Below are 23,571 nucleotides of genomic sequence, written 5' to 3'. Positions count from 1 at the left end.
TAGACCGCCTTGCTGCAGGCGGTTTATTGGTGTTGGGACTGAAATTTCCCATGTACATTCCGCCCTGCCAATAGTTGAAGCAGCAAGCTCCAATTGGATATTAATAACATGGATATACTTTTAATTTCATGTTTAGCTCTCGGAGCAGTGGTTAATTACATGTTACGCTTTACGAATCACCTATACGGAAAGCACTAAGCTGTTCAACCTTAGCTCTTTCCCTATGATGGATTCGGCTAAGCAGATCCACTACAAAAATACGAACAACCTGGAGGTAACCAACATGACTAAGAAAATTGTAGGCGTATTTAGAAACGACAATGAGGCAACAAATGCGATTGAAGAACTAAAGCGTCAAGGTTTCAAGGCAGAAGATATCTCCATCGTAGCTAAAGACAAGCGTGATGTATCCGCAATTAGTGATGAGACAGGTACCAAGGCACCTGAAGGTGTAGCGACTGGTGCAGCTACCGGCGGGATTCTAGGAGGCGTGACTGGCCTGCTTGCAGGACTTGGCGCACTCGCGATTCCAGGTATTGGACCGATCGTAGCGGCTGGCCCAATTGCGGCGGCATTCACAGGTGCAGCCGTAGGAGCAGGTGCAGGCGGCCTGGTAGGCGGCCTGGTAGGACTTGGTATTCCTGAGGATGAGGCGAAGGAATACGACACCATGGTTAATGATGGCCGTATTCTGGTGATGGTTGACGCACATCCTACCCAAGAGGGGAACATTTATCAGATCTTCCGTGATAACAACTCCCTAAATGCTCATTATTATAATAAATATCAAGATGGCACGGATGTTACTAGCCAAGATGTGGTTGGGACGCATCTGAGTGCTACAGACACAGGCACTCAGCCTGTATATAACGAAACGGATATTGCAGGAACTTCCTCGGCTGCAGATCGTCTATCTACTGAGCGGGAGTCCGATAAGCTGCAGCTTCATGAAGAGCAGCTGACTGTGGACAAAAACCGTGTTCAGACAGGCGAGGTTCAGATCCGCAAGGAAATTGTTGAGGAGCAGAAGACGATCAACGTTCCTGTTACTCATGAGGAAGTCGTCATTGAACGCAGAGCGGTACAGGACGGGGTAACCGACCAGCCGATCGGTAAAGATGAGACGATTCGCATTCCGGTCAGTGAAGAGAAGGTCGAAGTGAACAAACAATCTGTGGTAACCGGTGAAATTGAGGCCCGTAAGCGCGAGGTTCAAGAGACCGAGCAGGTGCAGGATGTAATCCGCAAGGAAGAAGCGCGTGTAGAACGCAGTGGATCACCGGAAGTGAGAGAAGAGCAGCTGAATAACCGCCGCTAATCTTATATATTTATTAACGGCCGCCCATAATGGGCGGCCTTTTTTGCGATTCAAAAATGTCTGCAAAAGGTAATAAAAGGAACAAAAGTACATAAAAAGGGGTGTATCACATGGACATGGATCGGAAGAAATCTTCAAACTGGCTGTATCAGCTAACCTTTGTCGGGCCTTCCGCCATATTTTTCTTCCTGATTGTGGCGGTCCCGTTCTTCCTGGGGCTGTATTATTCATTTACTAGCTGGAATGGAATCTCCAAGCATGTCACTTGGGTTGGGCTGAACAACTACATTCATATTTTCACCAAAGACCCCGATTTCCTGAACTCCTTCTGGTTCACGGTTAAATTCACAGTGCTTGGCGTAGTTCTGACCAACGTGCTCGGGTTCATACTTGCCTATCTGCTCACGAAACCGCTTGCTACCCGAAATGTGATGCGTACGGTATTCTTCATGCCGCATGTCATTGGGGGGCTGCTGCTCGGGTTCATCTGGCAGTTCATCTTCGTTCGCGGCTTCCAGTCGATAGGCGGGCCTTTCTTCAGCCTTCCTTGGCTCGGAACGGAAGCGACTTCATTCTGGGCGATCGTAATCGTCTTCATTTGGCAGAATTCAGGTTATCTGATGGTCATCTACATCTCCTCATTGGGAGCCATCCCAAGTTCACTGATCGAAGCCGCCAAGGTGGACGGAGCAAGCCGCAAACAGGTGCTGCGCCATATTATTCTTCCGCTGGTCATGCCGGGAGTGACGGTCTGTCTTTTCCTCGCCATCTCCTGGTCGTTCAAGCTGTTCGACCTGAACCTGTCGCTCACCAAGGGCGGGCCTTTCAAATCCACCGAATCTGTAGCGCTTAACATATACAATGAAGCTTTTAACATCAGCCGGTTTGGTATGGGTTCAGCGAAAGCGATTATTTTCTTCATTATTGTGGCTATTATTTCGATTCTTCAGGTCCGGGCGACCAAGAGCAGGGAGGTTGAGGTCTGATGGATACCATCAAAAAGTACCGTTCCTCGTATTTTCTAATCGAGATCATTCTGATTATGCTGGGGCTTATGTTCCTGGTTCCGTTCTACTTTCTGCTGGTCAATTCGGTAAAAGAATTCGGCGAGATTCTGACCAACTCGGCTGGATGGCCCGCCGCTTACAAGTGGAGCAACTATACCGAAGCCTGGACGAAAACGACGTTCCCGCAGGCGTTCGGCAACTCGCTGATCATTACCATCCTCAGTAATGCCCTGCTGGTTCTGATGTGTTCCATGGCCGCTTACCGAATGGTGCGCCACGCCACGCTCTTCAACAGGCTGCTGTATGGCGCATTCGTTGCGGCGATGGTCATCCCGTTCCAGTCGCTGATGATTCCTCTGGTGAAAGTAGTGAGTACGCTTGGCGTTATGGATACACGAACCGGCCTGGTTCTATGTTACCTGGGATTCGGCGCGCCGATTACCGTCTTCCTGCTGCACGGATTTGTGAAGACTGTACCCATTGACATCGAGGAAGCGGGCCGGGTAGATGGAAGCTCCACCTTCGGGATCTTCTTCCGGCTTGTGCTGCCTTTAATGCAGCCAATAATCGTCACGGTAATCATTCTGAATACGCTCTGGATCTGGAACGACTACCTGATGCCCTCCCTCATTCTGCAAAGTCCAGAGATGCGTACGATTCCTATCGCAACCTACGCTTTCTTCGGCCAGTTCACGAAGCAGTGGGATTTGGCTCTGCCAGGACTCGTGCTGGGCATTGCACCGGTGGTCATCTTCTTCCTCGCGATGCAGAAGTACATTATTGAAGGGATTGCTCAAGGCTCGGTGAAAGGATAGGCGCAGCGGAGGGGAACCTTGGAACTGCAGGAACGATAGTCCAAGGACTCCACGTAGTATATAGCTGGGAAAAAGGGAGGTTGCAAGATATGAAAGCTTGGGCGAGAGGACTCGCGCTTCTGGTTATCACCGCTTTGACCGCCACCGGATGCGGTAAGAGCGGAAGCGAGGACGGCGGCACGAAGACGGTGCATATTTTTCAATTCAAGGTAGAGATCTCTGAAGCGATGAGCCGCCTGAAGGTGCAGTATGAGAAAGAGCACCCGGGCGTGAAGCTGGACATTCAGACCGTCGGAGGAGGCAGTGACTATGGGGCCTCGCTTCGGGCCAAGTTCTCCTCGGGCAAGGAACCGGATATTTTCAATATCGGAGGTTACCGGGAGCTGGATATGTGGCAGGATTACCTGGAGGACCTGTCGGGTGAGCCCTGGGTGAAGAATGTCAAGCCGATTGCGAAGGAGCCGATGACCAAGAACGGACACCTGTATGGTCAGCCGATGAACCTCGAGGGCTACGGGTTTATTTATAATAAGGACCTGTTCAAGAAAGCGGGAATCAATCAAATTCCAGTGACACTCACCGAGCTTGAGGAGGCCGCGAAAAAGCTCAAGGCCGCGGGGATTGTTCCTTTTGCCAACGGGTATCAGGAGTCCTTCGTCCTGGGGAACCACAATATCAACCTGGCTTTTGCTTACCAGAAGGACCCGGGAGCCTTCATTCAAGGATTAAACAGCGGCAGTCAGAAGTTCTCGGGTAATGAGATAGTCAAGGAATGGTCGGACCTCTTCGATCTAACCCTGAAGTACGGTAATGATAATCCGTTAACAACCGATTACAATACCCAGGTCACTATGGTGGCAAGCGGCAAGGCTGCCATGATGCAGCAGGGGAACTGGACCCAGGGTCAAATTGACGGCATTAATCCGAAGCTGAATCTGGGGATCCTGCCTATGCCGATTAACAATGATCCGGGGAATGACAAGCTGTTCGTTGGTGTTCCGAACAACTGGGTGGTGAATAAGAACTCTCCGGTGAAGAAAGAAGCGAAGGAGTTCCTGAACTGGCTGGTCACTTCGGAGACCGGCAAGAGTTATATTACGAAGGAGTTCAAATTCATCCCGGCGTTCGACAGTATTAAGGGGCGTGAGGAGGATTTGGGGCCGCTGGGTATGGAGGTGCTGAAATATACGGATGCCGGCAAAGCATTGACGTGGAACTGGTTCCGCTTTCCGAACGGCATGTCACCCGAGTTCGCCAGCAGTATGCAGGCCTATATTGGCGGTAAAATCAATAAAGAGGAGATGTACGAGCAATTCCAGCGTAACTGGGACAATCTAAGTGCCCAGTAGCTGCCTAGTCACCAAGAGCACTATCACGATAAGCTCCAAGGAGGGTGTCCTCAAGGGTCTATGGGCCTTTGGAGACACCCTTTGTCTGCTGCTGGGCGGCTCTTGTGTTGTTTTTGACGATTTGTTATAGAAATTAACACGACTAACCCTATAGAATATGTTACTTTTTAACTATTTACATATAATATTGGTGGATTTATTGTAATAATAGGAAATAATTTACTTCATGGAAATTACATCTATTTTCATAAGATAGGAGGGATGGAAGAAAGTCTCGGTTACGAATCAGGGTCTGACGTTGTTGGCAGACTGCAGTACACAATATTAAATTAGAGGAGTGAGAATTGTGAAAGCAATGAAGAAACTATTTGCTGGATTGATGATGTTTTCTCTGATTTTTGGTATAACGTTTACTGGATCGGCATCTGCGAGTGGTAATGAGGTCAAGCTTATTGACTCCGATGTCAGTGTAATTTATAAAAACGGATATGTCGGATTTAGCGGCGATGTTGAGGTTGCGAACCTGGGGCCCGTGAAGAACGTAACCATCCACTATACTACAAATAACACAACTTGGTATGATACTGCTGCATCTTATGTAGGGCCGACAGATTCAAGCCACGAGAAATGGCACTTTGGTATTTTCACAAATGATGCTACCAATGCAGCACATGCCGAGCTAAAGAATCTGTCCTTCATCAAGTTCGCGATTAAATACGACGTGAATGGCCAGACCTATTGGGATAACAACGGATCAGCGAACTATTACAATGAAGTGAATAATCAATATCCGCTTACCTCCATCATTCTGGGAACACCTAATGTGCTTAACGCCAGCAGTTCCCTGAGCAACGGTACGTTCAGCGGCAATATCTATGTGAAGAACCTGGACCCTAACAAAACGGTAAAAGTACGTTACACCACGGACAACTGGGCAACAAGTCATGAGGGCAATGCCACTTATTATGGCCGCTTGAATAACTTCAACACTGTTGAAGGCTGGAAGTACAGCTTCGACGTTCCAGGTGCCACCAACGTTAAATATGCGATTTCGTATACAGTAAATGGACAAACGTACTGGGATAATAACTACGGCCAGAATTACGAGGTACAATAACTCAATGTGACTGAGGGCCGATTAAGGCCAGGTAAAATAGACGCGAGCGCCTGACAGGGAAACCTGCGGCGCTCGCTTTGTTTTTACATATGAATTATTGTAATCCCTGTCTTCGTGTACACGTGCCGAAAACAAGGCGATGTTCCTGCTTCAGATCATAACTGACGTTTTTCTAAAACAACAAAAGCCCTACCTCTCTCTTGTCCTTGCGGCTCCAATGACCGCGCCAGTGTGAATCAGAATACTCCAAAATTCTTACTCTTAGGGTTAGTTCAAATAGGAATTTCATACAGATGCTTGAGGAGAGTTATCATCTTTTGAGGAACTACATATATGAGGGTTTACAACCTAACTAGATATTATACAGCATAACCATCGATAATACAACACAAACTTATGAAATGAAGGTTTTTAGGTTAGAAATATACCAGAGTGTTTATTAAATCATACGATGTTTTTTTGGTATTTACTTTTGAAAATAAAGAAAGGGGAGTTATAAAAATGGGTTTTGGTTCTGCTGAAGACGTATGGTATACCGTGGGCTTCTATGTCCTCTTGGCTGTCGGCATTATAGGTCTTGGGGGCTGGCTGATGTGGCTTAACAAGAAGGCTAAGAACAGCAAGAGGTAAGCATTCGTGGAACTTAACTTGGGCACAAAGAAACCCGTTAAAGGTGTGAAGACCTTTAGCGGGTTTTTTGCCGGCAGCTAGCAAGCGAATTGGCTTACAGGGGGTCTTTGAGTTCGGGTTCCCTGGGCTCCCTGTCCTTGCTGAGATCCGGTTCTCCGGGAATCAATTCAGGTTCTGGAGCTGCAGGAGCAAAGGGGACCTCCTGGAAGCGGAAGACTTTCTTAATCCGTTCCCGCTCAGCTTTGGGACCAAGGATATAAAGTGTATCGCCCTCTTCAATAACGGTATCTCCGAGTGGGGTGACAATCTCCTCACCGCGAATGACGGCGGTCACCAACACATCGGGAGGCAGGCCCAAGTTACGGATTTCCTGGCCGATTACGACCATGCCGGCATGTACGTGAAGATGGTTAATCTCGGACTTGGTCTTGCCTAGAGAGACAAGCTCTAGCAGCGAGTGAGACTGATTACTCGCAGCATCGACGAGGCCAAGCTTAACGGCAAACGGATTAATGGTTGCCCCCTGAATGAGTGCTGAAGTCAGGATGACGAAGAAGACAACATTGAAGAACATCCTTCCGTCAGGCAGACCGTTAATAAGTGGATAGGTGGCGAGCACAATGGGAACGGCCCCCCTTAGTCCGGCCCAGGAGAGAACAAGCTTCTCCTTGTAGCTGAATTTGGAGAACAGAGTGCTGGCAAATACACCAATTGGACGGGCAATCAGCATCAATATAAGGGATAAGGCAAGACCTTGAAGCATGATTGCCGGCAGTTCACTAGGGAACACAAGCAGACCGAGCAGGGTGAACATGGTAATCTGCATAATCCAGCCAAAGCCTTTATTAAAGTGAAGAATAGACTGCCGATAAGTCAGATCTGAGTTACCCAGCACAAGAGCCATGACATACACAGCGAGCAGACCGCTGCCATGAAGGGCAGAAGTTACACCATAAGTCAGAACGGCAAAAGCAATCGCAAGCACAGGATACAGCCCGGATGAATCGAAATTAATCCGGTTGATTACTTTCACGGCTATCCAGCCAAGTAGAAGTCCAAAGCCTAAGCCCAGACCCATCTCCAGAACAAAAGAGAAGATTAATTTAAAAATGTTGTGGTCGTTCGGATGCTGAATCCATCCAATCAAGGTGACAGTCAGGAAGACGGCCATCGGATCGTTGCTTCCGGATTCAGCCTCAAGCGTAGACGTAAGGCGTTCCTTGATATTCTTGCCGCCTAACACAGAGAATACAGCAGCGGCATCGGTAGAGCCTACGATAGCACCGAACAAGAGACCGTCCACGAGGGGCACATCCAGAATAAGCATGGCGCTTACTCCGATGACAGCGGTAGTAAAGAGAACACCTACAGTGGCAAGTGAGAGGGCGGTGGGCAGAATGGGTCTTATGGTGAAGAACTTGGTCTGCATCCCTCCCTCGAACAGAATGACAATCAGGGCGAAGGTGCCGACGAGCTGAGTGATAAAGGCATTATCGAAATAAAGAAAATTACTAAGGATCATTCCGGCTGCGATGAAGAAGACCAGCGCGGGCAGACCGAAACGGGTTGAGAATTTAGTCGCAATAACTCCAACTAACAAAAGGCTGGCCAGCAGAATAATGATCGAACTGGTTAAGGCTGTTAAGTCCATGGCCACCTCCGGAAAAAGAAATATTTTTGCTATAGTGTACTTCTTCTCTACTGAAATTATTAGACATAAACCATAATTCTTGAAACAAAAGGTGGATTCAGATGATTAAGGTTCATTCGCGGTCAAAAGGTGAAGGTGAATCTGGGGGAACTGCCGAATATTATCTGAAGTGCTGTCAATAAATTGTCAGAATGTGCCGATAATGACTAGGTAGTCTTTTTTATAGCAAAGGGAAGGGGCGACATGCCTTGATGATTTACCGAACCTTTATTTCCCGGCTTATGCTTAATTATTTCATTGGATCCATAACGGCAGTTGCTGGAGTTGGCGGTCTGATGATATTTACTACTCTTAAGATTTCTACCCAGGAATATCTCTGGCTTGTCTTTGTTCTGGCGATCTCCTTGTGCTCGATGGTAAGTCTGGAATGGACAGTCTTCCGCATACATATTAAGCCGATCAGAATGGCCTTTCACCAGGATATTTACGATTATCCGCAGCTGCAAAAGATCTACTTGCGTCTCCATCAGCTTCCTTCCTTGGCGATAAAGCGGATATTGGGACCGCATTTGTTCGGATTGTCTGTTCCTGCCGTTATCCTTACACTGTGGCTGATTTACTCGGGAAGACTGCATTTCCCGCCGAAGTACGTCATTGTGGCGATTCTTGGCGCGGTAATCGTTGCTGCCATGCATGCGATGATTGAATTCTTCTTGACCTCCTATGCGATCCGGCCGGTGCTGGAAGAGGTTCAGCGTATGAGCAGTCACAGGTTCGGCCGTGAACTGTCGCTCGGCGGGCAGGTGTTGATTTCCATTAAGCAAAAGTTCAGATGGGGAGCCTTCCTGATTGGAGCCTTTCCGCTGCTTCTGTATGGATTGGCCGTCCAGCTCCAAATTGGCAATTTCCAAGGCTCAGGCGAGGAATACTGGAAATGGGCCGGGTATATTCTGATCGTGGCTCTGGGGTTCGCCTTTTTCGGAGCCTGGCTGCTGACCCGGGATGTGGAGATTCCGATTCAGCACCTGTATGAGCGTATGGCCGAGGTGAAAGAAGGCAATCTGAACGCCCAGGCAACTGACATGTTCTCGGATGAATTCTCCAAGCTAGTGTCCGGTTTCAATCACATGCTCAGCGGGATCAAAGTGCAGTCGAATCTCAATAATCAATTAATTGAGAGTTACTTTGCCACTCTTGCTGCCGCACTGGATGCGCGCGACCCCTATACGGCCGGACATTCACTGCGTGTGGCCGATTATGCGGTCCAGATCGGATTACTGGCAGGACTGCCCGTCGAGAAGGTAGATGCGCTCCGCAAATCCGCCCTGCTGCATGATATCGGAAAGATCGGAACAAGGGATTCGGTCCTGCTCAAGGATGGCCGTCTTACCGACGAGGAGTTCGAACAGATCAAGCAGCACCCGGTTATGGGGGAGAGTATTCTGCGGCAGATTGAACCTGCAGATGCCATGGCTCCTTTTCTATCCGGGGTAAGATCCCATCATGAACGATTTGACGGGAAAGGATATCCCGACCAGCTGAAGGGAGAGGATATCCCTCTGTTCGGGCGTATTATTGCAGTGGCAGATGCCTTTGATGCGATGACCTCCAATCGGCCTTACCGGAAGGGACTCGATGCAGACCGGGCCATACAAATCCTTGAAGAAGGCCGGGGAACCCAGTGGGATCCCTATTATGCCGGATTATTCGTAGAGGAATATCGAAAGCGCAAGAATAGGGATGAATATGCAGGATAATATGGAGAAGACTTTCCGGGGTAATTTGGAAAGTCTTCTATTTGTGATGCCTAATGGAGAGACCAGTAGTCAAACGTGGGGGATTCATGCTCAGGGTGAAGGGGTAATAGATGAAAGAACATCCTTCATCGTCACTTCGTGAACTACATCAATTATAGATTTCAAGGAGCTGATAATCATGGATAACAACGTATTTAAAGGAAAGTGGAACCAACTGAAAGGTGAAGCCAAGGTTCAGTGGGGTAAATTGACAGACGACGACCTTGATGTCATCGATGGCGAGAAAGACAAGCTTGTAGGTAAGCTTCAGGAGCGCTATGGCCATACGAAGGACGATGCAGAACGAGAGTATAATGACTGGGCACGCAGCCGTCAGTAACAGTCACAACATATCGGGAACAGATGAATCTCTAGATATAAAGACGCAGACCCTCTCATAGGTCTGCGTCTTTATTTGCTGAGTTATGCTATCTCTATACTCTGCTTCATGCTATGATTGCAATAGATGAGATATTCCAGATATATTCCATCCATATCAACGGTTCTAACAACAGGAGTGAGCGAATGGGATTCAGGGACATGTTCCTGATGAATTTGGGAATGTTGATAAGTGTGGCTTACCTGGCAAATGTATTGTATAAGTATCTGTTCAATTTCACCTCAGGTAAGGTGAAGTATATCAGTTCAGTTATATTGATGATTCTCTCGGGTTGGATCTGTATGAAATTCGGGTTCCGTCTTAGAGATAATGTGATCTTTGATCTAAGATTTGTTCCTTTGCTCATTTCAGCATACGTCTATTCACAGCCGCTGACCATTCTGATTGTCGGGGTGGGGATCGGGCTGGCAAGACTCACCTTCGGGATTAACGAAGCGGCAATGGCTGGTCTGTATAATCTTACGCTCCTGGGTATTGTATGCGCAGGGCTGAATATATGGCTGCGGAGAAGTCAGCTTCGGCTCCTGATGAAATCGTGCATTACGATCCTGGTTGTAAATATCATCAATACGATAAATATCGGTATCCTTGGGGTTTTCCCTTTCAAGCAGTATATGCTTGATATAGCTCCTGTGGTCTTTCCGTTGGGAGTCCTCTTAAGTGCATTATTTGCTTTGATCTTAAGAGATTTCCAGTTGGAGAAGAATTTGAATATGGAGCTTAAATATACGAATGATCTGCTCAAGAAACAGAAAGAGGAGCTCCAGAAGACCAAGATCAAGTTAGAGGAGCGAGCCAACCAGCTGCTGCTGGCCTCACAGTATAAATCTGAGTTTCTGGCTAATATGTCCCATGAGCTGCGTACACCGCTCAATAGTATTTTGAATCTAGCCCAAATTATCGAGGAGTCTGGCCCTAAGAGCGCGGATGATGATAATCCCGTCTACGGGTCGATCATTTATAGATCGGGCCAGGATCTGCTCCAGTTGATTAATGATATCCTGGATCTATCCAAGATCGAAGCGGGCCGTATGGAAATTTCAAGAGAAGAGATCATTCTCGGGGAACTTGCGGAAGTCGTCGAGATGCAATTCAGGCATCTGGCCGAGCGTAAGGAACTTGAATTTGAGGTCAGACAGGATGAAGGTCTGCCGGATACGATAGTGTCGGATTCTATGCGGTTGCAGCAGGTGCTTCGCAATTTACTGGCCAATGCCTTTAAATTCACCGAGGATGGTAAAGTCAAGCTGGAGATCCGCAGAGAGAAGCCGGAGGATCATATTCCGGGAGAATGGATTGTATTTGCCGTGACGGATACCGGAATCGGTATTGCAGAGGACAAGCATGCCTTGATCTTTGAAGCTTTCCAACAATCGGATAGCTCCATCAGCCGTACATACGGAGGAACAGGGCTCGGGCTATCCATTAGCCGGGACCTTGCGGAACTGCTTGGGGGCTTCATCCGTTTACAGAGCAAGAAGGGGCTTGGAAGTACATTCTTATTCTTCGTCCCTCTATATAACCACACAGAAAAGGAAGGGATTTCACAGTGAACAAAAATGCAATCGCAACAACTAAGGCGCCCGGCGCTATTGGACCTTATTCACAGGGCGTGGAAATTGGCGATCTGATCTACACTTCGGGGCAGCTTGGGCTCGATCCGGCAACCGGAGAGCTTGCTGAAGGGGTGGAGAAGCAGACGGTACAGTCTCTCCGAAATGTTCAGGCAATTCTGGAAGAGGCAGGCAGCGGCATGGATAAGGTCATCAAGACTACGGTATTTCTTAAGGATCTGGGAGACTTCGTGAAAGTCAACGAAATCTACAGCACCTTCTTCGTAGAACCATATCCAGCCCGCAGTGCGGTGGAGGTAGCTAGGCTGCCGAAGGATGGTCTAGTTGAAATTGAAGTCATTGCCCTCAAGAAATCCTAGTGGATAGATTGGCGAAATAGGATGAAGCAGAAAGAGACAGCTCCGGTCACAGAGCTGTCTTTCTTTTTGTGATATATATTTGTTTACAATCCGGTTAATGAGTGTGCAGGCTTTGGGCGAAACCTGTTCTCCAGGTTGGGTACAGCGGCTCCCATCCATATTCTAGGCGAGCTTTGGAGTTGGAGGCTCCTCGTTCACCCCGGTTCAGGAGACCGGGTTCATAGACCGGCTTCGGAGCGCCGAGCGCTTCCGCATAGACAGGGAGCCAATCCCGGCCAGCTGCGGGTTCGTTATCCACAATATTCACGGCCCCGGATGGCCAGTTCAAAGCCTGAACAGCGGCTAGGGCGGCATCTTTTACATGTATGAAGGAAGTTAATCCATCACCTGCCTGGATCTGACCCTGCAGCACCTGTTCAGCTATCCATCCCGGATTGTCGTACCAGGTTCCCGGTCCGTAGAACGTCCCGTATCTAAGAATAACATGCTCCGGAATCTCGGCGGCGGCTTGCTCGAGAGCAGCTACACCTTCAATGGTTATCTGTCTTGGCAAGGGGGCCTTGATATCCAGTGGTACTTCTTCTTCAGCAGGCGTGGAGCCGGGCTCATAGGCCCATGCAATGCTTTGGGCGATTAGTCGGTTCACACCTGCTGCCTTGGCCGCATCAACTAAATTGCGCGTACCTTCGGTGCGAATCCGGTTATTATCGGAGAAGTTTCTTGAACTTAATGACGTAAGCTGATGAATTAGTACATCCGGTCTTAATTCTTCGAGAATGGAGAAGATGTGTTCACGGTTATATACATCTGCAACTATTGGACGGGCTCCAAGGCTTCGGATGACTTCAGTATTCTCTTCCTTGTGGGTTATACCTGTTACTTGGTGTCCTTCATGGACCAGTTGGGGAACCAGATAACGTCCAACGACCCCGGCAGCTCCGGCTACTAATATTTTCATTAAAATTGCCTCCTTCAGGTTAAAGGTTAAGAGGAGCTTGAACAGAAACCTCTTCACTGTTATAGACAAGAAGGAGGCGTTGATTGTGACATGAGGAGTGGTTCTAGTCTCGCTCACGTATTCGAATGAACAGCAACCAGACCGCATATACAAAGAGGATAAGAGCCAGAAGGCCAGCTACCATGTATACGTTACGAGTATCTTCCTGTTTGAGAGCGATAGCGATATAGGCCCATACGAAGACAAGCGGCAGTACACCGTCCCGCGCTGGATAACTGATAAGCACGGCTAGAACAGCGCCGATGGCCAGCATGATTATAGCTCGCCCGGGGCTCGACAGCCCGAAGCCGTCCCATTCATTCTTGGAGAGGACTACAGCCACATTCACAAGCGTAGCCACAAGAATCCAGCCGAGATAAATGCTGAACGGCAGACGGACGAACCAAGTTTCACCAAGTGTTGGAAAGGTGATGGCGCGGGTCTTGCGGTAGATCACTATCAGGCTGATTAATAGTGCAAACATAGCGATTAGAGAAAGCTCTATGTATAAATATTGCCACAAGATAATCCAGCTCATATTGAGAATACAAGAGATTACAAACCAGATGCCGATCGATTGTACCGAATCCCGGGCTTCATGGGAGCGGTTCGCCTGGTAGATCACAAAGCCAGCCAGCAGCAGGTAGATGACGGACCAGATCGAGAAGGCATATCCCGCCGGGGTGATCGGTGTAGGGTACATATCCGAAATTTCTCCAGTAGAACGCCCCCCGAGCGGTAGAACAACTGCCAGTGTATTTATAATGATCATGCCAATGTAAAATAAGATATTCCACCATTTATAGGGGTTTCGAGTATACATGCAAGGCCCTCCCATAATTTGTTTATTATTATGAATATACCCACAAGCTGAATGTTACAAGCGTGCCGTGCGGTAGACTCGGGTGCTCTTGTCCTCTCCTCAGATTCATATGCGGGGACTGTGGCTTGAAGGACTAATTTGAAACATTTTTGCGGAAAGAGCACGGACCGTTTTTAAAACTACGGTTTTTCGTATAATATGTTAGTAATGTATATGTACCGGCTATGCAATCGTGAATAGACAGGAGAAAGCAATGAATCAACATCTGTATGGAATTTGGCTCGGAGACGTATTCTTCTGCTTCTCAGGTGAAGCATCAGAATCTAAGGTCGATGCCTGGACCGCCTCACTGAGAAGGCTGGAACTCGCTTATGGGGCCCGCCCTTTTCAGCAAGCAGCGCTGCGGCTGGCTGAGCTGCGCTGGACAGCTCCCGCTCTGCGCGGAGTGCCCCGCCGAAATGAACGGAAGGGGCTGCTCGGCAGAACGCTCGAAGGGCTGGCCTTAACCGCCGAAGAAGCTTGGCCTCTGCTGCTGAATTATGAGGAGTCGGAGCTGACGGCAAAGGGGATTACGCCGGGAGCAGAGATGAATTACTGGAGCGGCGCGGCCAAATTTGCGCTGGAGCTGATGCTTCGAGGCGCAATTGCTCCTTCGGCCCGTCCGGCTGCAGTGCCGGGTGCCCGCAGACGGAGCGGCCAACTGGCGCTCAGGGCGGTGTGGGGTCCGCGACTGGATAATATCCATGACGAGGAAAGATTCCGGCAGCTTGCAAGTGCAATGCCGCCGATCGGTCTTGCGCCCGTGCAGCATATAGCCATGGAAGATGAGCTCTCCGTAGAAGCTCGTCAGCTTGGCGTGCTGCATTCTTTTCTGACGGCATTCATTGATCATGAGGTGCGAAAGACAACCAAGGAGCTTGGCAAGGAGCTGAATTCTGTCAAGGGAAGATATCGACGAGGCGTCTCGCCGCTTACTGAATTATGGTGGGAAGGACTGCTTAGCGGAGACAGACCTCTTGATATACAAGGGACTTCGGCTGAAATTGAGGAGCTGACCGGGGAAATCTCCGTTCTGGGTGGAGAGCTGCCAAGTGCATCCTCAGAGGATGAACCTGCACCTGGTGCAGGCTTTCGGCTCTGCTTGAGACTGGAACCTCCGGATGAAAGTGAGGCCGAGGAGCCTTCGGCGCGCACCTGGGGACTTTCGATCTGGGCCGAGGTTCCCGAGGATGCTTCACTCCTGCTCCCGGCTGCCTTGATCTGGAATCAGCCGAACCAGGAAATGCTCATTCGCGGGCGAAAGTACAGTGGTGTTCAGGAGAATCTGCTGCTGCGCCTGGCCAAGGCGGCGGAGGTATCTCCAGAAGTGGCCGCTGCCATGAATTCACCCCGGCCGGAATTCGCCAAGCTGAGACCAGAAGAAGTCTATTCGTTCCTTAGCAGATCCGTACCTGTTCTGCGGAGGCATGGAGTTACTGTGCAGATGCCTGTGCGTTGGACCAAAGAAGGCAAGCGGCGTGCAGGCGTTCGGATCAAAACTTCAAGCTGGGACCCGGCCCAGGCAGGCAAAGGGGAGAAGCCTAAGCTTGGGGTTGAACAGGTGGTTCATTTCGAGATGGAGGCCGTGCTCAGCGGCCAGAAGCTAACCCAAGAAGAGCTTGCAGAGCTTGCTGCTGCCCGGGCACCGCTGGTGCTCTTCCGCGGCGAATGGATTGAGATCGATGTGAAGGAGATTCGGCAGGTCCTTCGCTATATGAAGAAGCATGAACAAGGCAGTATGACCTTTAAAGAACTTATGCATCTGACAAATGATACGCTGGAGGAGGGTCGCTATGAGGGCCTCTATGTCGAGGGTGTCGAGACCACCGGCCTGATTGCCGCTCTGATGGAGGGGGGAATCCTTAAGAACCTCAGACCTCTTCCGGTTCCTGTATCCCTTCAGGGGACCCTCCGGCCGTATCAAGAGCGGGGATATCAGTGGCTCTCTACCATGAAGGCACTCGGATTCGGAGCTCTTCTGGCGGATGATATGGGCTTAGGTAAGACCGTCCAAGTAATAACCACTCTTCTGAGTGATCATACAGAAGGGACCAGGCTCATTGTGTGCCCGACTTCCCTGCTTGGGAACTGGCAGAAGGAGCTGAGTCGGTTCGCTCCGGAGCTCCGGCTCTATATCCATCATGGGACGAACCGTCTTCACGGAGAGCCATTCATGAGGGCATGCCAGGAGCATGATATTGTCCTTACAACCTATCATCTCGCCGGGCGGGATGCGAAGGAGCTGAAAGAGGCCCAGTGGGGGTCCATCATTCTGGATGAGGCCCAATATATCAAGAACTACAGCACCAAGCAGGCTCAAAGCGTAATGAAGCTGAGCGCTCCTCATCGGATTGCCATGACGGGAACACCTGTAGAGAACCGGCTTAGTGAGCTGTGGTCCATCTTTCAATTCCTGAACCCCGGTTATCTTGGCACGTATGCTTCATTTCGCAAGCAGTATACGGGAGGCGGAGAAGAACAGGCAGCCGAGCTGCTTCGGCTTCGGAAGCTTGTAGCTCCCTTCCTGCTTCGCCGCTTGAAGAGTGATCCGGATATCCGCAAAGATCTGCCGGAGAAAATCGAGATTAAATCCTACTGCTCGCTAACGGTAGAGCAGGCCAGACTGTATCGGGTGGTCACCGACGACCTAATGTCCCGGATTCAGGAGAGTACAGGAATTGCGCGCAAGGGACTCGTACTCTCCTCACTAACTCGGCTCAAGCAGATTTGTGATCATCCATCGCTGTTTGACGCATCCAAGCGGGAAGGAACGGCTGGCCGTTCAGGCAAGACGGAACGTCTGCTGGAGCTGCTTGATATGATCCGTGAGAACGGTGAAGCTGCGCTGATCTTCACTCAGTATGTACAGATGGGTGAGCTGCTTGTGAAGCAGCTGGCTGAGCATTATAATACAGCTCCGTTCTTCCTTCATGGCGGCGTAGCGAAGAATGACCGCGACCGGATGGTGAACCTGTTCCAGGAGGGTAAAGGCCCCTCCATCTTCATCCTGTCTCTTAAGGCAGGTGGGGTGGGACTAAATCTTACCCGCGCCAACCATGTGATTCACTTCGACCGCTGGTGGAACCCGGCGGTAGAGAATCAAGCCACCGACCGTGTATTCCGGATTGGACAGGAGAAGAATGTAGAGGTTCACAAATTGATCTGCCAGGGAACGCTGGAAGAGCGAATTGATGAGTTAATTGAACGGAAGAAGTCCCTGTCCGAGCAGGTAGTAGGCTCCGGTGAGCAGTGGCTGACCGAGATGTCGAGCGAGGAGCTGCAAAGCCTGATTACCCTGCAGACGGGAGATTGGAGTTAGAGTCCTAGAACAGTCCTAGATATTCGAAGGGAGGAGTCCAGGTGAAGAAGACGACTCAGCAGGAGGGCCGGGTGACGGCTTCTGAAGGCGAGCTTCAGGTAGAGCTGTATGTGAACAAGGTTCGACGAGAGGGAGATGCTGCAGATGGGAAAAGCATGAGCCCTGTCTGCACCGTAACGTTCCCTCTTGCGGCGCCAGAAGCCGGGCTGTTGGCCCGGCTTGTGAACCATCTCGGCTCGCACCCCCTGGAGCTCGCCGAGCTGCTCCAAGGCGGGCAGCCCGCTGGCGCAGCGGCGCTGCTACCGGCGGAGCCGCCTTGGGCGCACGCGCCCGGCGCCGATGGCGCTTGCAGCTGCGGCTCCGCCAGCTGCGCACACGTCGCCGCGGCCGCAGAGCTTGCTGCGGCGGAGTGGACTGCATCGCCGCCGCTGCGCTGGGCGGCGCTGGGTCTTGCGCCGCAGCGCCTGCAGGGCGCCGTCTTCGCGGCCTGGGCCTCGGATGCTCCTGCGGGGGCATCCGAACTGCCGGCCGCAGCTGCCCGCCGGGGCGAAGCGGGCAGCCGCGCGGAGCGCCAAGGCCCCGGCCTGGCCGAATGGCTGGCCGAGGCGGCGGAGCAGGACCGGCTGCATGTGCCCGGTCCGCAGTTCCATGACGTCAAGGTCATCTTGACGTCTGGGGAAGAGCAGGCCGAGCCTGCTGCTGATGCGCAGGCCTGGGCCGAGCTGCTGCCGGGGATTCCCGGTGCGGCAGCAGGGGTTAGGCGTATCGAGGCCCGACTGATGGAGCGGACCCGGGAGCAGGCGAGAAGACTGGCCGCCACGCAGCAGTCCTCATCCTCTTAGAGGTAAACGGCTTGTTCGCTTGAATAATAAACAGGGCTGGCTTCGCGAGAAATCTCGCAGAGCCAGCCCTTCTTTTTAACCTCTGAGGTGTTATTTATTCGTCGGTGAACCCTCGCCGTAACCTTTGTGATCATAATCCGCATTCTCGAGCTTGCCGAGTACACCGAGGCTTTCAATGGCATGTCTTGTCTTCTCGTCACCGATTTGATACAGGTACTCATAGACATCGATCAGCTTATCATTGTAAAGATCTGTGGCTTCGTCCTTATCGGCCGATTTATACGGTACAGGTGCCCGCTTGAGCGTGTATTCATCCTCTTTGGAGAGGTCATCCAGCTTATCTCTTAGCAGACCGAGCTCTTCATCGTCCAGGTAGACTTCATATTCTGTCGATTCGTTCTGGACATCTTGAATGAGGTGATGTGTGACCGAAACGTAATAACGCGTCTTCGCATTATTCATCATAGTTCACTCCCGATATTTTTATACTTTTATACACGTGGTTCAGGTGGGTGAATCAGCGCATTTTCCCAGAAAGGATGAAATCTGGTATGATATATGGGATAAATGATATATGGCATGAACAAGCCTGATTTGCTAAGGTCAATCATTTATGGGATGAAATATTAGGAATTTGACATGGATATCGGTTTCAATTCATAGTGAAGAGTATTAAGACAATAAAGAAGCCAGATGCCGCCTTTCAATTCAGGGAAGGTTTTAGGGGAAATGGGAGGAGAACGTTTATGGATTTCTTGCAGCGAATTAAAAAGGGTGCAGGTAAAGCGACTGAGCGTGCGCAAAATGCGGTTGAGATTAGCAAGCTAAATAACCAAATTTCAAATATTGAACGTGAGATGGGGATTTACTTCCAGCGTATGGGGCAGGTCTTCTATGAAGGATACCGTGATTCGGATATGTCCAAAGCCGAGAAGGAAATGATGGATTTAGCCAAAACCTGTGATCTTCTGCACGAAGAGAAAGATGAAGTCAGACTGAAGATCGCTTCACTACGCAATGAAAGATTGTGTGCTTGCGGCAAGGTGGTTCCTGAAGAAGCGATCTTCTGTCCTTATTGCGGACGGAAGCTGGAGAGTTATGACAGAGATACGGCGGCAAGGAAAGCTCCAGAGGTCGAGTCTGAGAGTGAAGCTGAAGCTCGGGAAGAAGCAGCCCCTACATACCAGGAGAAGAAATCCATTGACTTGGATCCGATTATTCTGGAACCCGAATATGTCTCGCAGCAGCGTGATCGGCTGAGTCCGGAGGAGGAAGAACGCCGCCTGCGTGAGCTGGAGCGGGAACGGGAGCGGCAGCTCGAACTGGACCGGCGTATCCGTACATGGAAAGAGAATGTGCTGAGTCCTGATCAGGAGCCGGAACAGGAGAAGCAGGCACATTCGGCATATCCGGCGGAAGAGAAAGCGTACGTGGATGCGGATGCTCCACTTGAGACTACGAACTGCCAGATCTGTGCGGCGCCGATTGCAAAGGGGAGCAAGTGGTGCCCGAGCTGCGGATCAGAACAGATATAAGCTCATGGCAGTTTAGCAGTGAACTAACGCACATCGCATTAATTTAATCTATATTAGGGTAGACTTCTAGAAACGACCAAGGAGTGTTGAAGATGGAGTGTATCGTGCATTTTGATGTGGTTCATCCGGACCAAGTCAAAGAACTGCGGGGGTTGATTATGCTGGAGGCGGGTAAAGCGCCCACGGAGGCTGATTTTCTCGGCATGTTCAAGGATATGGGTTATGAGCTGAGGCTCTCTGACAAAGATAAGCTGGTATTTACTCCGCTGAATGCGAACGCAGATTATAAGGAGATTCGTATTCGTAATCTGGATACCGGGGAAGACACGTACGTGGAGGACCGTAATTTAAAGTCGGTCATCTCTAATCTGCTGCCTCCGCAATCCAAGCCGCTTTAGAACCTTAAGGACAGGATTGCTGTCATATTTAAAGAGAAGGCCAACCTGGATAGGTTGGCCTTTTTCGTTAGTTCCTGATTACGCCAGCTCTGTACCTTTGGCCTCCAGCTCCGAAGTACAGTGCGCACACCGAGTCGCTTTGGCCGGAATGTCGGACATACAATAAGGGCATTCCTTGGTGGTCTTCTCTGGCTCCGGCTTCTTCTCTTCCGCACGGCGGATGAAGTTAATGCCTTTAACTAACATGAAGATACATAAAGATACGATAAGGAAATCAATCAAGGTGTTGATAAACTGACCGTAGGCAATGACGGACTTGCCTTTGGTAGTAACCTCAGCAAGCGAAGGCCAAGGAGACCCCACGTTATCCAGCGGATAGTACAGGTCCTTGAAGTTCACATTGCCCAGAATCTTGCCGATCGGAGGCATGATGATATCATTGACCAGGGAAGTAACGATCTTCCCGAAAGCTGCCCCTACAATCACCCCGACGGCCAGATCGATGACATTCCCTTTTACCGCGAATTCTTTGAATTCTTTAATAAAACCCATTCTCGTCTCTCTCCTTCAATCAAATGCAGAAGTTTTCCATAACTTAAAGTCCATGCTGTTTATTGTACATGAATGTTCTCCTTGGGCAATAGTGTCTTTTACAGTAAAATTTTAGGATGTGTTAGGGAAGAATATTGTCGTAATTTGCAAAAAAATCACAAAGTCCACGAAATTCCTCTTTATTTCTGGGCATTTCTTAAGTTATACTTCTAACATTGAATGAAACATAAATTTTATATTTTCATTTCTTTTTTTCATAGAGAAATGATTCATATCTTCTCGTATATGTGCAGGAATGGGCCTGCACGTTTCTACCAGATCACCGGAAATGATCGGACTACGGGAAAGGCAGATCGTTATTCATTCTGTGCCAGAGTGAATAGGTTTCGCCGTTTCTAGCCCATTCTCCGATACTGGAGGGTGGGCTTTTTTGGGATTGATCTGGAACAAGCCGGTCTGTTGTTCAGAAATTTGGGGGGGAAGAAGAAGTGAAGCTGCTAAGAGATAAGGTTATGGAAGAAGGAATCGTGTTAAGCGATCAGGTACTGAAGGTCGATTCATTCCTGAATCATCAGATGGACCCCGTACTTATGAAGGAAGTGGGACGGGAATTCACACGGCGCTTCGCCGGTGAGCAGATTACAAAGGTGCTGACGATCGAATCTTCAGGTATTGCTCCGGCCATTATGACTGCCCTGGAGCTTGGTGTACCGATGATTTTTGCTCGCAAGCATAAGTCGTTAACGCTTCGGGATAACATCCTGGTCGAGAAAGTATACTCTTTCACGAAGAAGGAGACAAACGAGATTACGGTATCGAAGAAGTTCCTGTGCCCGGAAGACCGGGTGCTCATTATTGACGATTTCCTCGCTAACGGAGAGGCTGCGTTCGGACTGGCCCGTATTGTGGAGCAGATCGGCGCGAAGGTAGCCGGTATTGGCATTGTGATCGAGAAGGCATTCCAGCCGGGAGGCAGATTGCTACAGGAGGCGGGCTACCAGGTGGAGTCCTTGGTACGTGTAGCCTCGCTGGAGAACGGAACAGTGACTTTTGCAGAAGAAGTTATTTCATAATTAGGAGGCCTATTCATCATGGCAAGAGAACGGATTTTTCAGAAAAACAGACATCCCATGCAGACCTTCTCACTGGGTATTCAGCATGTGCTGGCTATGTACGCCGGTGCGGTCATCGTACCCCTAATTGTGGGCGGTGCTCTAGGATTATCCCAAGAGCAGCTGACCTACCTAATCGCTATTGATCTGCTTGCCTGCGGTGTGGCATCTCTGCTTCAGGTATGGGGGAACAAATATTTCGGGATTGGGCTCCCGGTTATGCTTGGATGTGCCTTTCAGTCGATCTCCCCGATGATTGCGATTGGAACCGAGAAGGGAATGGGCGTATCCGCCATATATGGCGCAATTCTTGCCTCCGGGTTGTTCGTGTTCCTGTTCGCGGGAGTGTTCAGCAAGCTCATCCGCTTCTTCCCACCGGTAGTTACGGGTTCGGTGGTTACCATTATTGGGGTGACCCTGATTCCTACAGCCTTGGGTGATCTTGGTGGCGGGAATCCGGGTAAGAATCCGGACTTTGGAAGTCCGCTGAATTTAGCGCTGGGCTTTGGTGTCCTTCTGCTTGTTATTCTGCTCAATCGTTTTGCAAAAGGATTTGTGCGTTCGATCTCCGTCCTGTTAGGCCTCATCATAGGAACTGTGGTCGCGGCTCTTGTCGGTAAGGTGGATTTCACTCCTGTGCTTAAAGCAAGCTGGTTCCACGCGGTTCAGCCGCTCTATTTCGGGGTACCGACCTTTCATGTATCCGCAATTCTGACGATGATTCTGGTTGCAATAGTCAGCGTAGCTGAGTCAACAGGCGTATTCCTTGCACTGGGCAAAATCGTTGACAAAGAAGTGACCTCGAAAGACCTCGCCAAGGGCTACCGGGCTGAAGGTCTTGCCATTATGCTGGGTGGACTCTTCAATTCATTCCCTTACACCACCTATTCGCAAAATGTCGGCCTTGTCCAAATGAGCCGCGTGAAGACCCGCGACGTCATTGTTGTAGCCGGCAGCCTGCTTGTTCTGATTGGCTTCGTACCGAAGATTGCCGCACTTACTCAGATCATTCCAACATCTGTGCTTGGCGGAGCGATGGTGTCCCTCTTCGGCCTGGTCCTCTCCTCCGGCATTCGGATGCTCGGAGACCAGGTGAACCTGAACCGGTATGAGAATCTGCTGATTATTGCCTGCTCGGTTGGGATGGGTCTTGGAGTTACCACGGTGCCAACCCTGTTCGACCAGCTTCCAAGCTGGCTGCGTATTCTCGTGGATAACGGCATCGTGGCGGGCAGTGTAACGGCCATTATTATGAATCTGTTATTCAATGGGATGCGCGGTGCTTCCAATGCATCCTCCCCAGCATCTCCCGGCGAACCTTCGGGCGCTGAAAGTCAAGAATCTTCTATTGCCTAAGCTTACTACTCAAATCATAAGCCGCAAGATCCTTTAGTCGGGATCTGCGGCTTTTTTGTTGCATACAAACGAGAACTCAGTTCATCCCCGTAGTATCACAGTTTTCATCAATATAAACATCTAAAATGCGTCTTATCCAGCCTTTTTGTTGAGACTTGTTTATTCGCCAAGACAACAAGTCCTATTCTGACATACTTATGAATTATTACTGAATCGAGGTGAGTGGAAATGGTTCGATCCAGGGTGAAAACATATAAATACCGGGTAGGCAAGAAGAACTTTATTGTGATTAAGATATTCCAATCAACCCATGCCAAGGCACGAAGCGGTAATGTGCTCGCGAGTAATGCCGTAAATGTGAAGATATTTAAGAAAGCAAAACGAAGATAACGTGGTCGCTGCGACTTAAAGGGGGTGATGACGTTGTCCAGAGTGAAAAGAAGTGGCTTCAAGAACAAGAGAATAGCTGTTAGTGTCCGCCAATCCTCGTCCGCTACTACAGGGCAAGGAGGCAATCCAATTGCAATTAATGCTTCAGACGTAGGTGTCGTTAGGACAGATGTGCGTAATAAATAGCTTTCA

General features: G+C 49.8%; 23 protein-coding genes and 1 riboswitch. Of the genes, 17 read left to right on the top strand and 6 right to left on the bottom strand.

The window, feature by feature from the left end; genetic code table 11:
- The first annotated feature begins 283 nt into the window (after positions 1 to 283).
- The 6 genes from EJP77_RS09630 (at position 284) to EJP77_RS20990 (ending at position 6,236) form a co-directional block, all read left to right on the top strand.
- A complete protein-coding gene (locus EJP77_RS09630) occupies positions 284 to 1,318 on the top strand; it encodes a YsnF/AvaK domain-containing protein (protein WP_127199024.1) in 1,035 nt (344 codons plus the stop codon).
- Positions 1,319 to 1,434: 116 nt separating this feature from the next.
- On the top strand, positions 1,435 to 2,304 hold the full coding sequence (locus EJP77_RS09625; protein ID WP_127199356.1) for a carbohydrate ABC transporter permease: 870 nt from the start codon (positions 1,435 to 1,437) through the stop codon (positions 2,302 to 2,304).
- Positions 2,304 to 3,140, top strand: a complete 837-nt coding sequence (locus EJP77_RS09620) for a carbohydrate ABC transporter permease (RefSeq protein ID WP_127199023.1) — start codon at positions 2,304 to 2,306, stop codon at positions 3,138 to 3,140. The genes EJP77_RS09625 and EJP77_RS09620 overlap by 1 nt, the downstream gene beginning before the upstream one ends.
- 89 nt (positions 3,141 to 3,229) lie before the next feature.
- Entirely contained in the window at positions 3,230 to 4,489 is a 1,260-nt protein-coding gene (locus tag EJP77_RS09615; RefSeq protein ID WP_127199022.1) for an ABC transporter substrate-binding protein, read from the top strand.
- A 355-nt stretch (positions 4,490 to 4,844) separates the two neighbouring features.
- Positions 4,845 to 5,606, top strand: coding sequence for a carbohydrate-binding protein (locus EJP77_RS09610; protein WP_246021867.1), 762 nt, complete (start codon positions 4,845 to 4,847; stop codon positions 5,604 to 5,606).
- Positions 5,607 to 6,107: 501 nt separating this feature from the next.
- The gene (locus EJP77_RS20990) at positions 6,108 to 6,236 is read left to right on the top strand and encodes a hypothetical protein (RefSeq protein WP_281278473.1); all 129 of its coding nucleotides are present in this window, start codon (positions 6,108 to 6,110) and stop codon (positions 6,234 to 6,236) included.
- A 94-nt stretch (positions 6,237 to 6,330) separates the two neighbouring features.
- On the opposite strand, the gene EJP77_RS09605 is transcribed toward EJP77_RS20990, so the two are convergent.
- Positions 6,331 to 7,887, bottom strand: a complete 1,557-nt coding sequence (locus EJP77_RS09605; RefSeq protein WP_127199020.1) for a potassium/proton antiporter — start codon at positions 7,885 to 7,887, stop codon at positions 6,331 to 6,333.
- 251 nt (positions 7,888 to 8,138) lie between these two features.
- Between EJP77_RS09605 and EJP77_RS09600 the strand changes: the two genes are divergently transcribed.
- From EJP77_RS09600 to EJP77_RS09585, 4 genes are all read left to right on the top strand, one after another.
- Positions 8,139 to 9,644, top strand: a complete 1,506-nt coding sequence (locus EJP77_RS09600; protein WP_342773005.1) for an HD-GYP domain-containing protein — start codon at positions 8,139 to 8,141, stop codon at positions 9,642 to 9,644.
- A gap of 178 nt (positions 9,645 to 9,822) precedes the next feature.
- The gene (locus tag EJP77_RS09595; RefSeq protein ID WP_127199018.1) at positions 9,823 to 10,023 is read left to right on the top strand and encodes a CsbD family protein; all 201 of its coding nucleotides are present in this window, start codon (positions 9,823 to 9,825) and stop codon (positions 10,021 to 10,023) included.
- A gap of 185 nt (positions 10,024 to 10,208) precedes the next feature.
- Positions 10,209 to 11,636, top strand: a complete 1,428-nt coding sequence (locus EJP77_RS09590) for a sensor histidine kinase (protein ID WP_127199017.1) — start codon at positions 10,209 to 10,211, stop codon at positions 11,634 to 11,636.
- Positions 11,633 to 12,016: a RidA family protein gene (locus EJP77_RS09585; RefSeq protein WP_127199016.1), complete on the top strand. Its 384-nt coding sequence runs from the start codon at positions 11,633 to 11,635 to the stop codon at positions 12,014 to 12,016. The genes EJP77_RS09590 and EJP77_RS09585 overlap by 4 nt, the downstream gene beginning before the upstream one ends.
- A 94-nt stretch (positions 12,017 to 12,110) precedes the next feature.
- Here EJP77_RS09585 and EJP77_RS09580 read toward each other — a convergent pair whose 3' ends face one another.
- Both EJP77_RS09580 and EJP77_RS09575 read right to left on the bottom strand, forming a co-directional pair.
- A complete protein-coding gene (locus tag EJP77_RS09580) occupies positions 12,111 to 12,974 on the bottom strand; it encodes an NAD-dependent epimerase/dehydratase family protein (RefSeq protein WP_127199015.1) in 864 nt (287 codons plus the stop codon).
- 103 nt (positions 12,975 to 13,077) lie between these two features.
- The gene (locus EJP77_RS09575; protein ID WP_127199014.1) at positions 13,078 to 13,836 is read right to left on the bottom strand and encodes a TspO/MBR family protein; all 759 of its coding nucleotides are present in this window, start codon (positions 13,834 to 13,836) and stop codon (positions 13,078 to 13,080) included.
- 253 nt (positions 13,837 to 14,089) lie between these two features.
- Between EJP77_RS09575 and EJP77_RS09570 the strand changes: the two genes are divergently transcribed.
- Positions 14,090 to 17,194 carry a DEAD/DEAH box helicase gene (locus tag EJP77_RS09570; RefSeq protein WP_127199013.1) on the top strand — a complete coding sequence of 1,035 codons (3,105 nt, stop codon included), beginning with the start codon at positions 14,090 to 14,092 and terminating at the stop codon, positions 17,192 to 17,194.
- 15 nt (positions 17,195 to 17,209) lie between these two features.
- Here the strand turns inward: EJP77_RS09570 and EJP77_RS09565 are convergent, their stop codons facing one another.
- The gene (locus tag EJP77_RS09565; protein ID WP_127199012.1) at positions 17,210 to 17,710 is read right to left on the bottom strand and encodes a hypothetical protein; all 501 of its coding nucleotides are present in this window, start codon (positions 17,708 to 17,710) and stop codon (positions 17,210 to 17,212) included.
- 113 nt (positions 17,711 to 17,823) lie between these two features.
- Between EJP77_RS09565 and EJP77_RS09560 the strand changes: the two genes are divergently transcribed.
- Entirely contained in the window at positions 17,824 to 18,036 is a 213-nt protein-coding gene (locus EJP77_RS09560) for a hypothetical protein (protein WP_127199011.1), read from the top strand.
- A gap of 90 nt (positions 18,037 to 18,126) precedes the next feature.
- Here EJP77_RS09560 and EJP77_RS09555 read toward each other — a convergent pair whose 3' ends face one another.
- Positions 18,127 to 18,501, bottom strand: coding sequence for a hypothetical protein (locus EJP77_RS09555; RefSeq protein WP_246021847.1), 375 nt, complete (start codon positions 18,499 to 18,501; stop codon positions 18,127 to 18,129).
- Positions 18,502 to 18,782: 281 nt separating this feature from the next.
- Here EJP77_RS09555 and EJP77_RS09550 point away from each other — a divergent pair, with 281 nt between their 5' ends.
- Together EJP77_RS09550 and EJP77_RS09545 are read left to right on the top strand one after the other, a co-directional pair.
- Positions 18,783 to 19,571, top strand: coding sequence for a zinc ribbon domain-containing protein (locus tag EJP77_RS09550; RefSeq protein WP_127199010.1), 789 nt, complete (start codon positions 18,783 to 18,785; stop codon positions 19,569 to 19,571).
- Positions 19,572 to 19,663: 92 nt separating this feature from the next.
- Positions 19,664 to 19,969, top strand: coding sequence for a hypothetical protein (locus EJP77_RS09545; RefSeq protein WP_127199009.1), 306 nt, complete (start codon positions 19,664 to 19,666; stop codon positions 19,967 to 19,969).
- A gap of 78 nt (positions 19,970 to 20,047) precedes the next feature.
- On the opposite strand, the gene mscL is transcribed toward EJP77_RS09545, so the two are convergent.
- On the bottom strand, positions 20,048 to 20,521 hold the full coding sequence (mscL, locus tag EJP77_RS09540) for a large conductance mechanosensitive channel protein MscL (RefSeq protein ID WP_127199008.1): 474 nt from the start codon (positions 20,519 to 20,521) through the stop codon (positions 20,048 to 20,050).
- Positions 20,522 to 20,780: 259 nt separating this feature from the next.
- Positions 20,781 to 20,881, top strand: a riboswitch (purine riboswitch).
- A gap of 128 nt (positions 20,882 to 21,009) precedes the next feature.
- On the opposite strand from mscL, the gene EJP77_RS09535 reads away from it, so the two are divergent.
- The 3 genes from EJP77_RS09535 to EJP77_RS20640 all read left to right on the top strand — a co-directional run bounded on the left by EJP77_RS09535 (position 21,010) and on the right by EJP77_RS20640 (position 23,565).
- A complete protein-coding gene (locus EJP77_RS09535; RefSeq protein WP_127199007.1) occupies positions 21,010 to 21,594 on the top strand; it encodes a xanthine phosphoribosyltransferase in 585 nt (194 codons plus the stop codon).
- A gap of 18 nt (positions 21,595 to 21,612) precedes the next feature.
- On the top strand, positions 21,613 to 22,989 hold the full coding sequence (locus tag EJP77_RS09530; RefSeq protein WP_127199006.1) for a nucleobase:cation symporter-2 family protein: 1,377 nt from the start codon (positions 21,613 to 21,615) through the stop codon (positions 22,987 to 22,989).
- A gap of 423 nt (positions 22,990 to 23,412) precedes the next feature.
- Positions 23,413 to 23,565: a hypothetical protein gene (locus tag EJP77_RS20640; protein WP_185897298.1), complete on the top strand. Its 153-nt coding sequence runs from the start codon at positions 23,413 to 23,415 to the stop codon at positions 23,563 to 23,565.
- Positions 23,566 to 23,571 lie beyond the last annotated feature (6 nt).

It is taken from the genome of Paenibacillus zeisoli (assembly GCF_003994465.1).
In the GTDB taxonomy this organism is placed as follows: domain Bacteria; phylum Bacillota; class Bacilli; order Paenibacillales; family Paenibacillaceae; genus Fontibacillus; species Fontibacillus zeisoli.
This window is presented reverse-complemented; position numbering and strand designations above follow the sequence as displayed.

Coding starts and splice junctions, on each gene's coding strand:
- EJP77_RS09570 (WP_127199013.1), top strand. CDS start 14,090: ATGAATCAACATCTGTATGGAATTTGGCTCGGAGACGTATTCTTCTGC.
- EJP77_RS09610 (WP_246021867.1), top strand. CDS start 4,845: ATGAAGAAACTATTTGCTGGATTGATGATGTTTTCTCTGATTTTTGGT.
- EJP77_RS09620 (WP_127199023.1), top strand. CDS start 2,304: ATGGATACCATCAAAAAGTACCGTTCCTCGTATTTTCTAATCGAGATC.
- mscL (WP_127199008.1), bottom strand. CDS start 20,521: ATGGGTTTTATTAAAGAATTCAAAGAATTCGCGGTAAAAGGGAATGTC.
- EJP77_RS09605 (WP_127199020.1), bottom strand. CDS start 7,887: ATGGACTTAACAGCCTTAACCAGTTCGATCATTATTCTGCTGGCCAGC.
- EJP77_RS09630 (WP_127199024.1), top strand. CDS start 284: ATGACTAAGAAAATTGTAGGCGTATTTAGAAACGACAATGAGGCAACA.
- EJP77_RS20990 (WP_281278473.1), top strand. CDS start 6,108: ATGGGTTTTGGTTCTGCTGAAGACGTATGGTATACCGTGGGCTTCTAT.
- EJP77_RS09580 (WP_127199015.1), bottom strand. CDS start 12,974: ATGAAAATATTAGTAGCCGGAGCTGCCGGGGTCGTTGGACGTTATCTG.
- EJP77_RS09595 (WP_127199018.1), top strand. CDS start 9,823: ATGGATAACAACGTATTTAAAGGAAAGTGGAACCAACTGAAAGGTGAA.
- EJP77_RS09625 (WP_127199356.1), top strand. CDS start 1,435: ATGGATCGGAAGAAATCTTCAAACTGGCTGTATCAGCTAACCTTTGTC.
- EJP77_RS09530 (WP_127199006.1), top strand. CDS start 21,613: ATGGCAAGAGAACGGATTTTTCAGAAAAACAGACATCCCATGCAGACC.
- EJP77_RS09600 (WP_342773005.1), top strand. CDS start 8,139: ATGATTTACCGAACCTTTATTTCCCGGCTTATGCTTAATTATTTCATT.
- EJP77_RS09545 (WP_127199009.1), top strand. CDS start 19,664: ATGGAGTGTATCGTGCATTTTGATGTGGTTCATCCGGACCAAGTCAAA.
- EJP77_RS09615 (WP_127199022.1), top strand. CDS start 3,230: ATGAAAGCTTGGGCGAGAGGACTCGCGCTTCTGGTTATCACCGCTTTG.
- EJP77_RS09555 (WP_246021847.1), bottom strand. CDS start 18,501: ATGATGAATAATGCGAAGACGCGTTATTACGTTTCGGTCACACATCAC.
- EJP77_RS09550 (WP_127199010.1), top strand. CDS start 18,783: ATGGATTTCTTGCAGCGAATTAAAAAGGGTGCAGGTAAAGCGACTGAG.
- EJP77_RS09590 (WP_127199017.1), top strand. CDS start 10,209: ATGGGATTCAGGGACATGTTCCTGATGAATTTGGGAATGTTGATAAGT.
- EJP77_RS09575 (WP_127199014.1), bottom strand. CDS start 13,836: ATGTATACTCGAAACCCCTATAAATGGTGGAATATCTTATTTTACATT.
- EJP77_RS09565 (WP_127199012.1), bottom strand. CDS start 17,710: ATGCCCCCGCAGGAGCATCCGAGGCCCAGGCCGCGAAGACGGCGCCCT.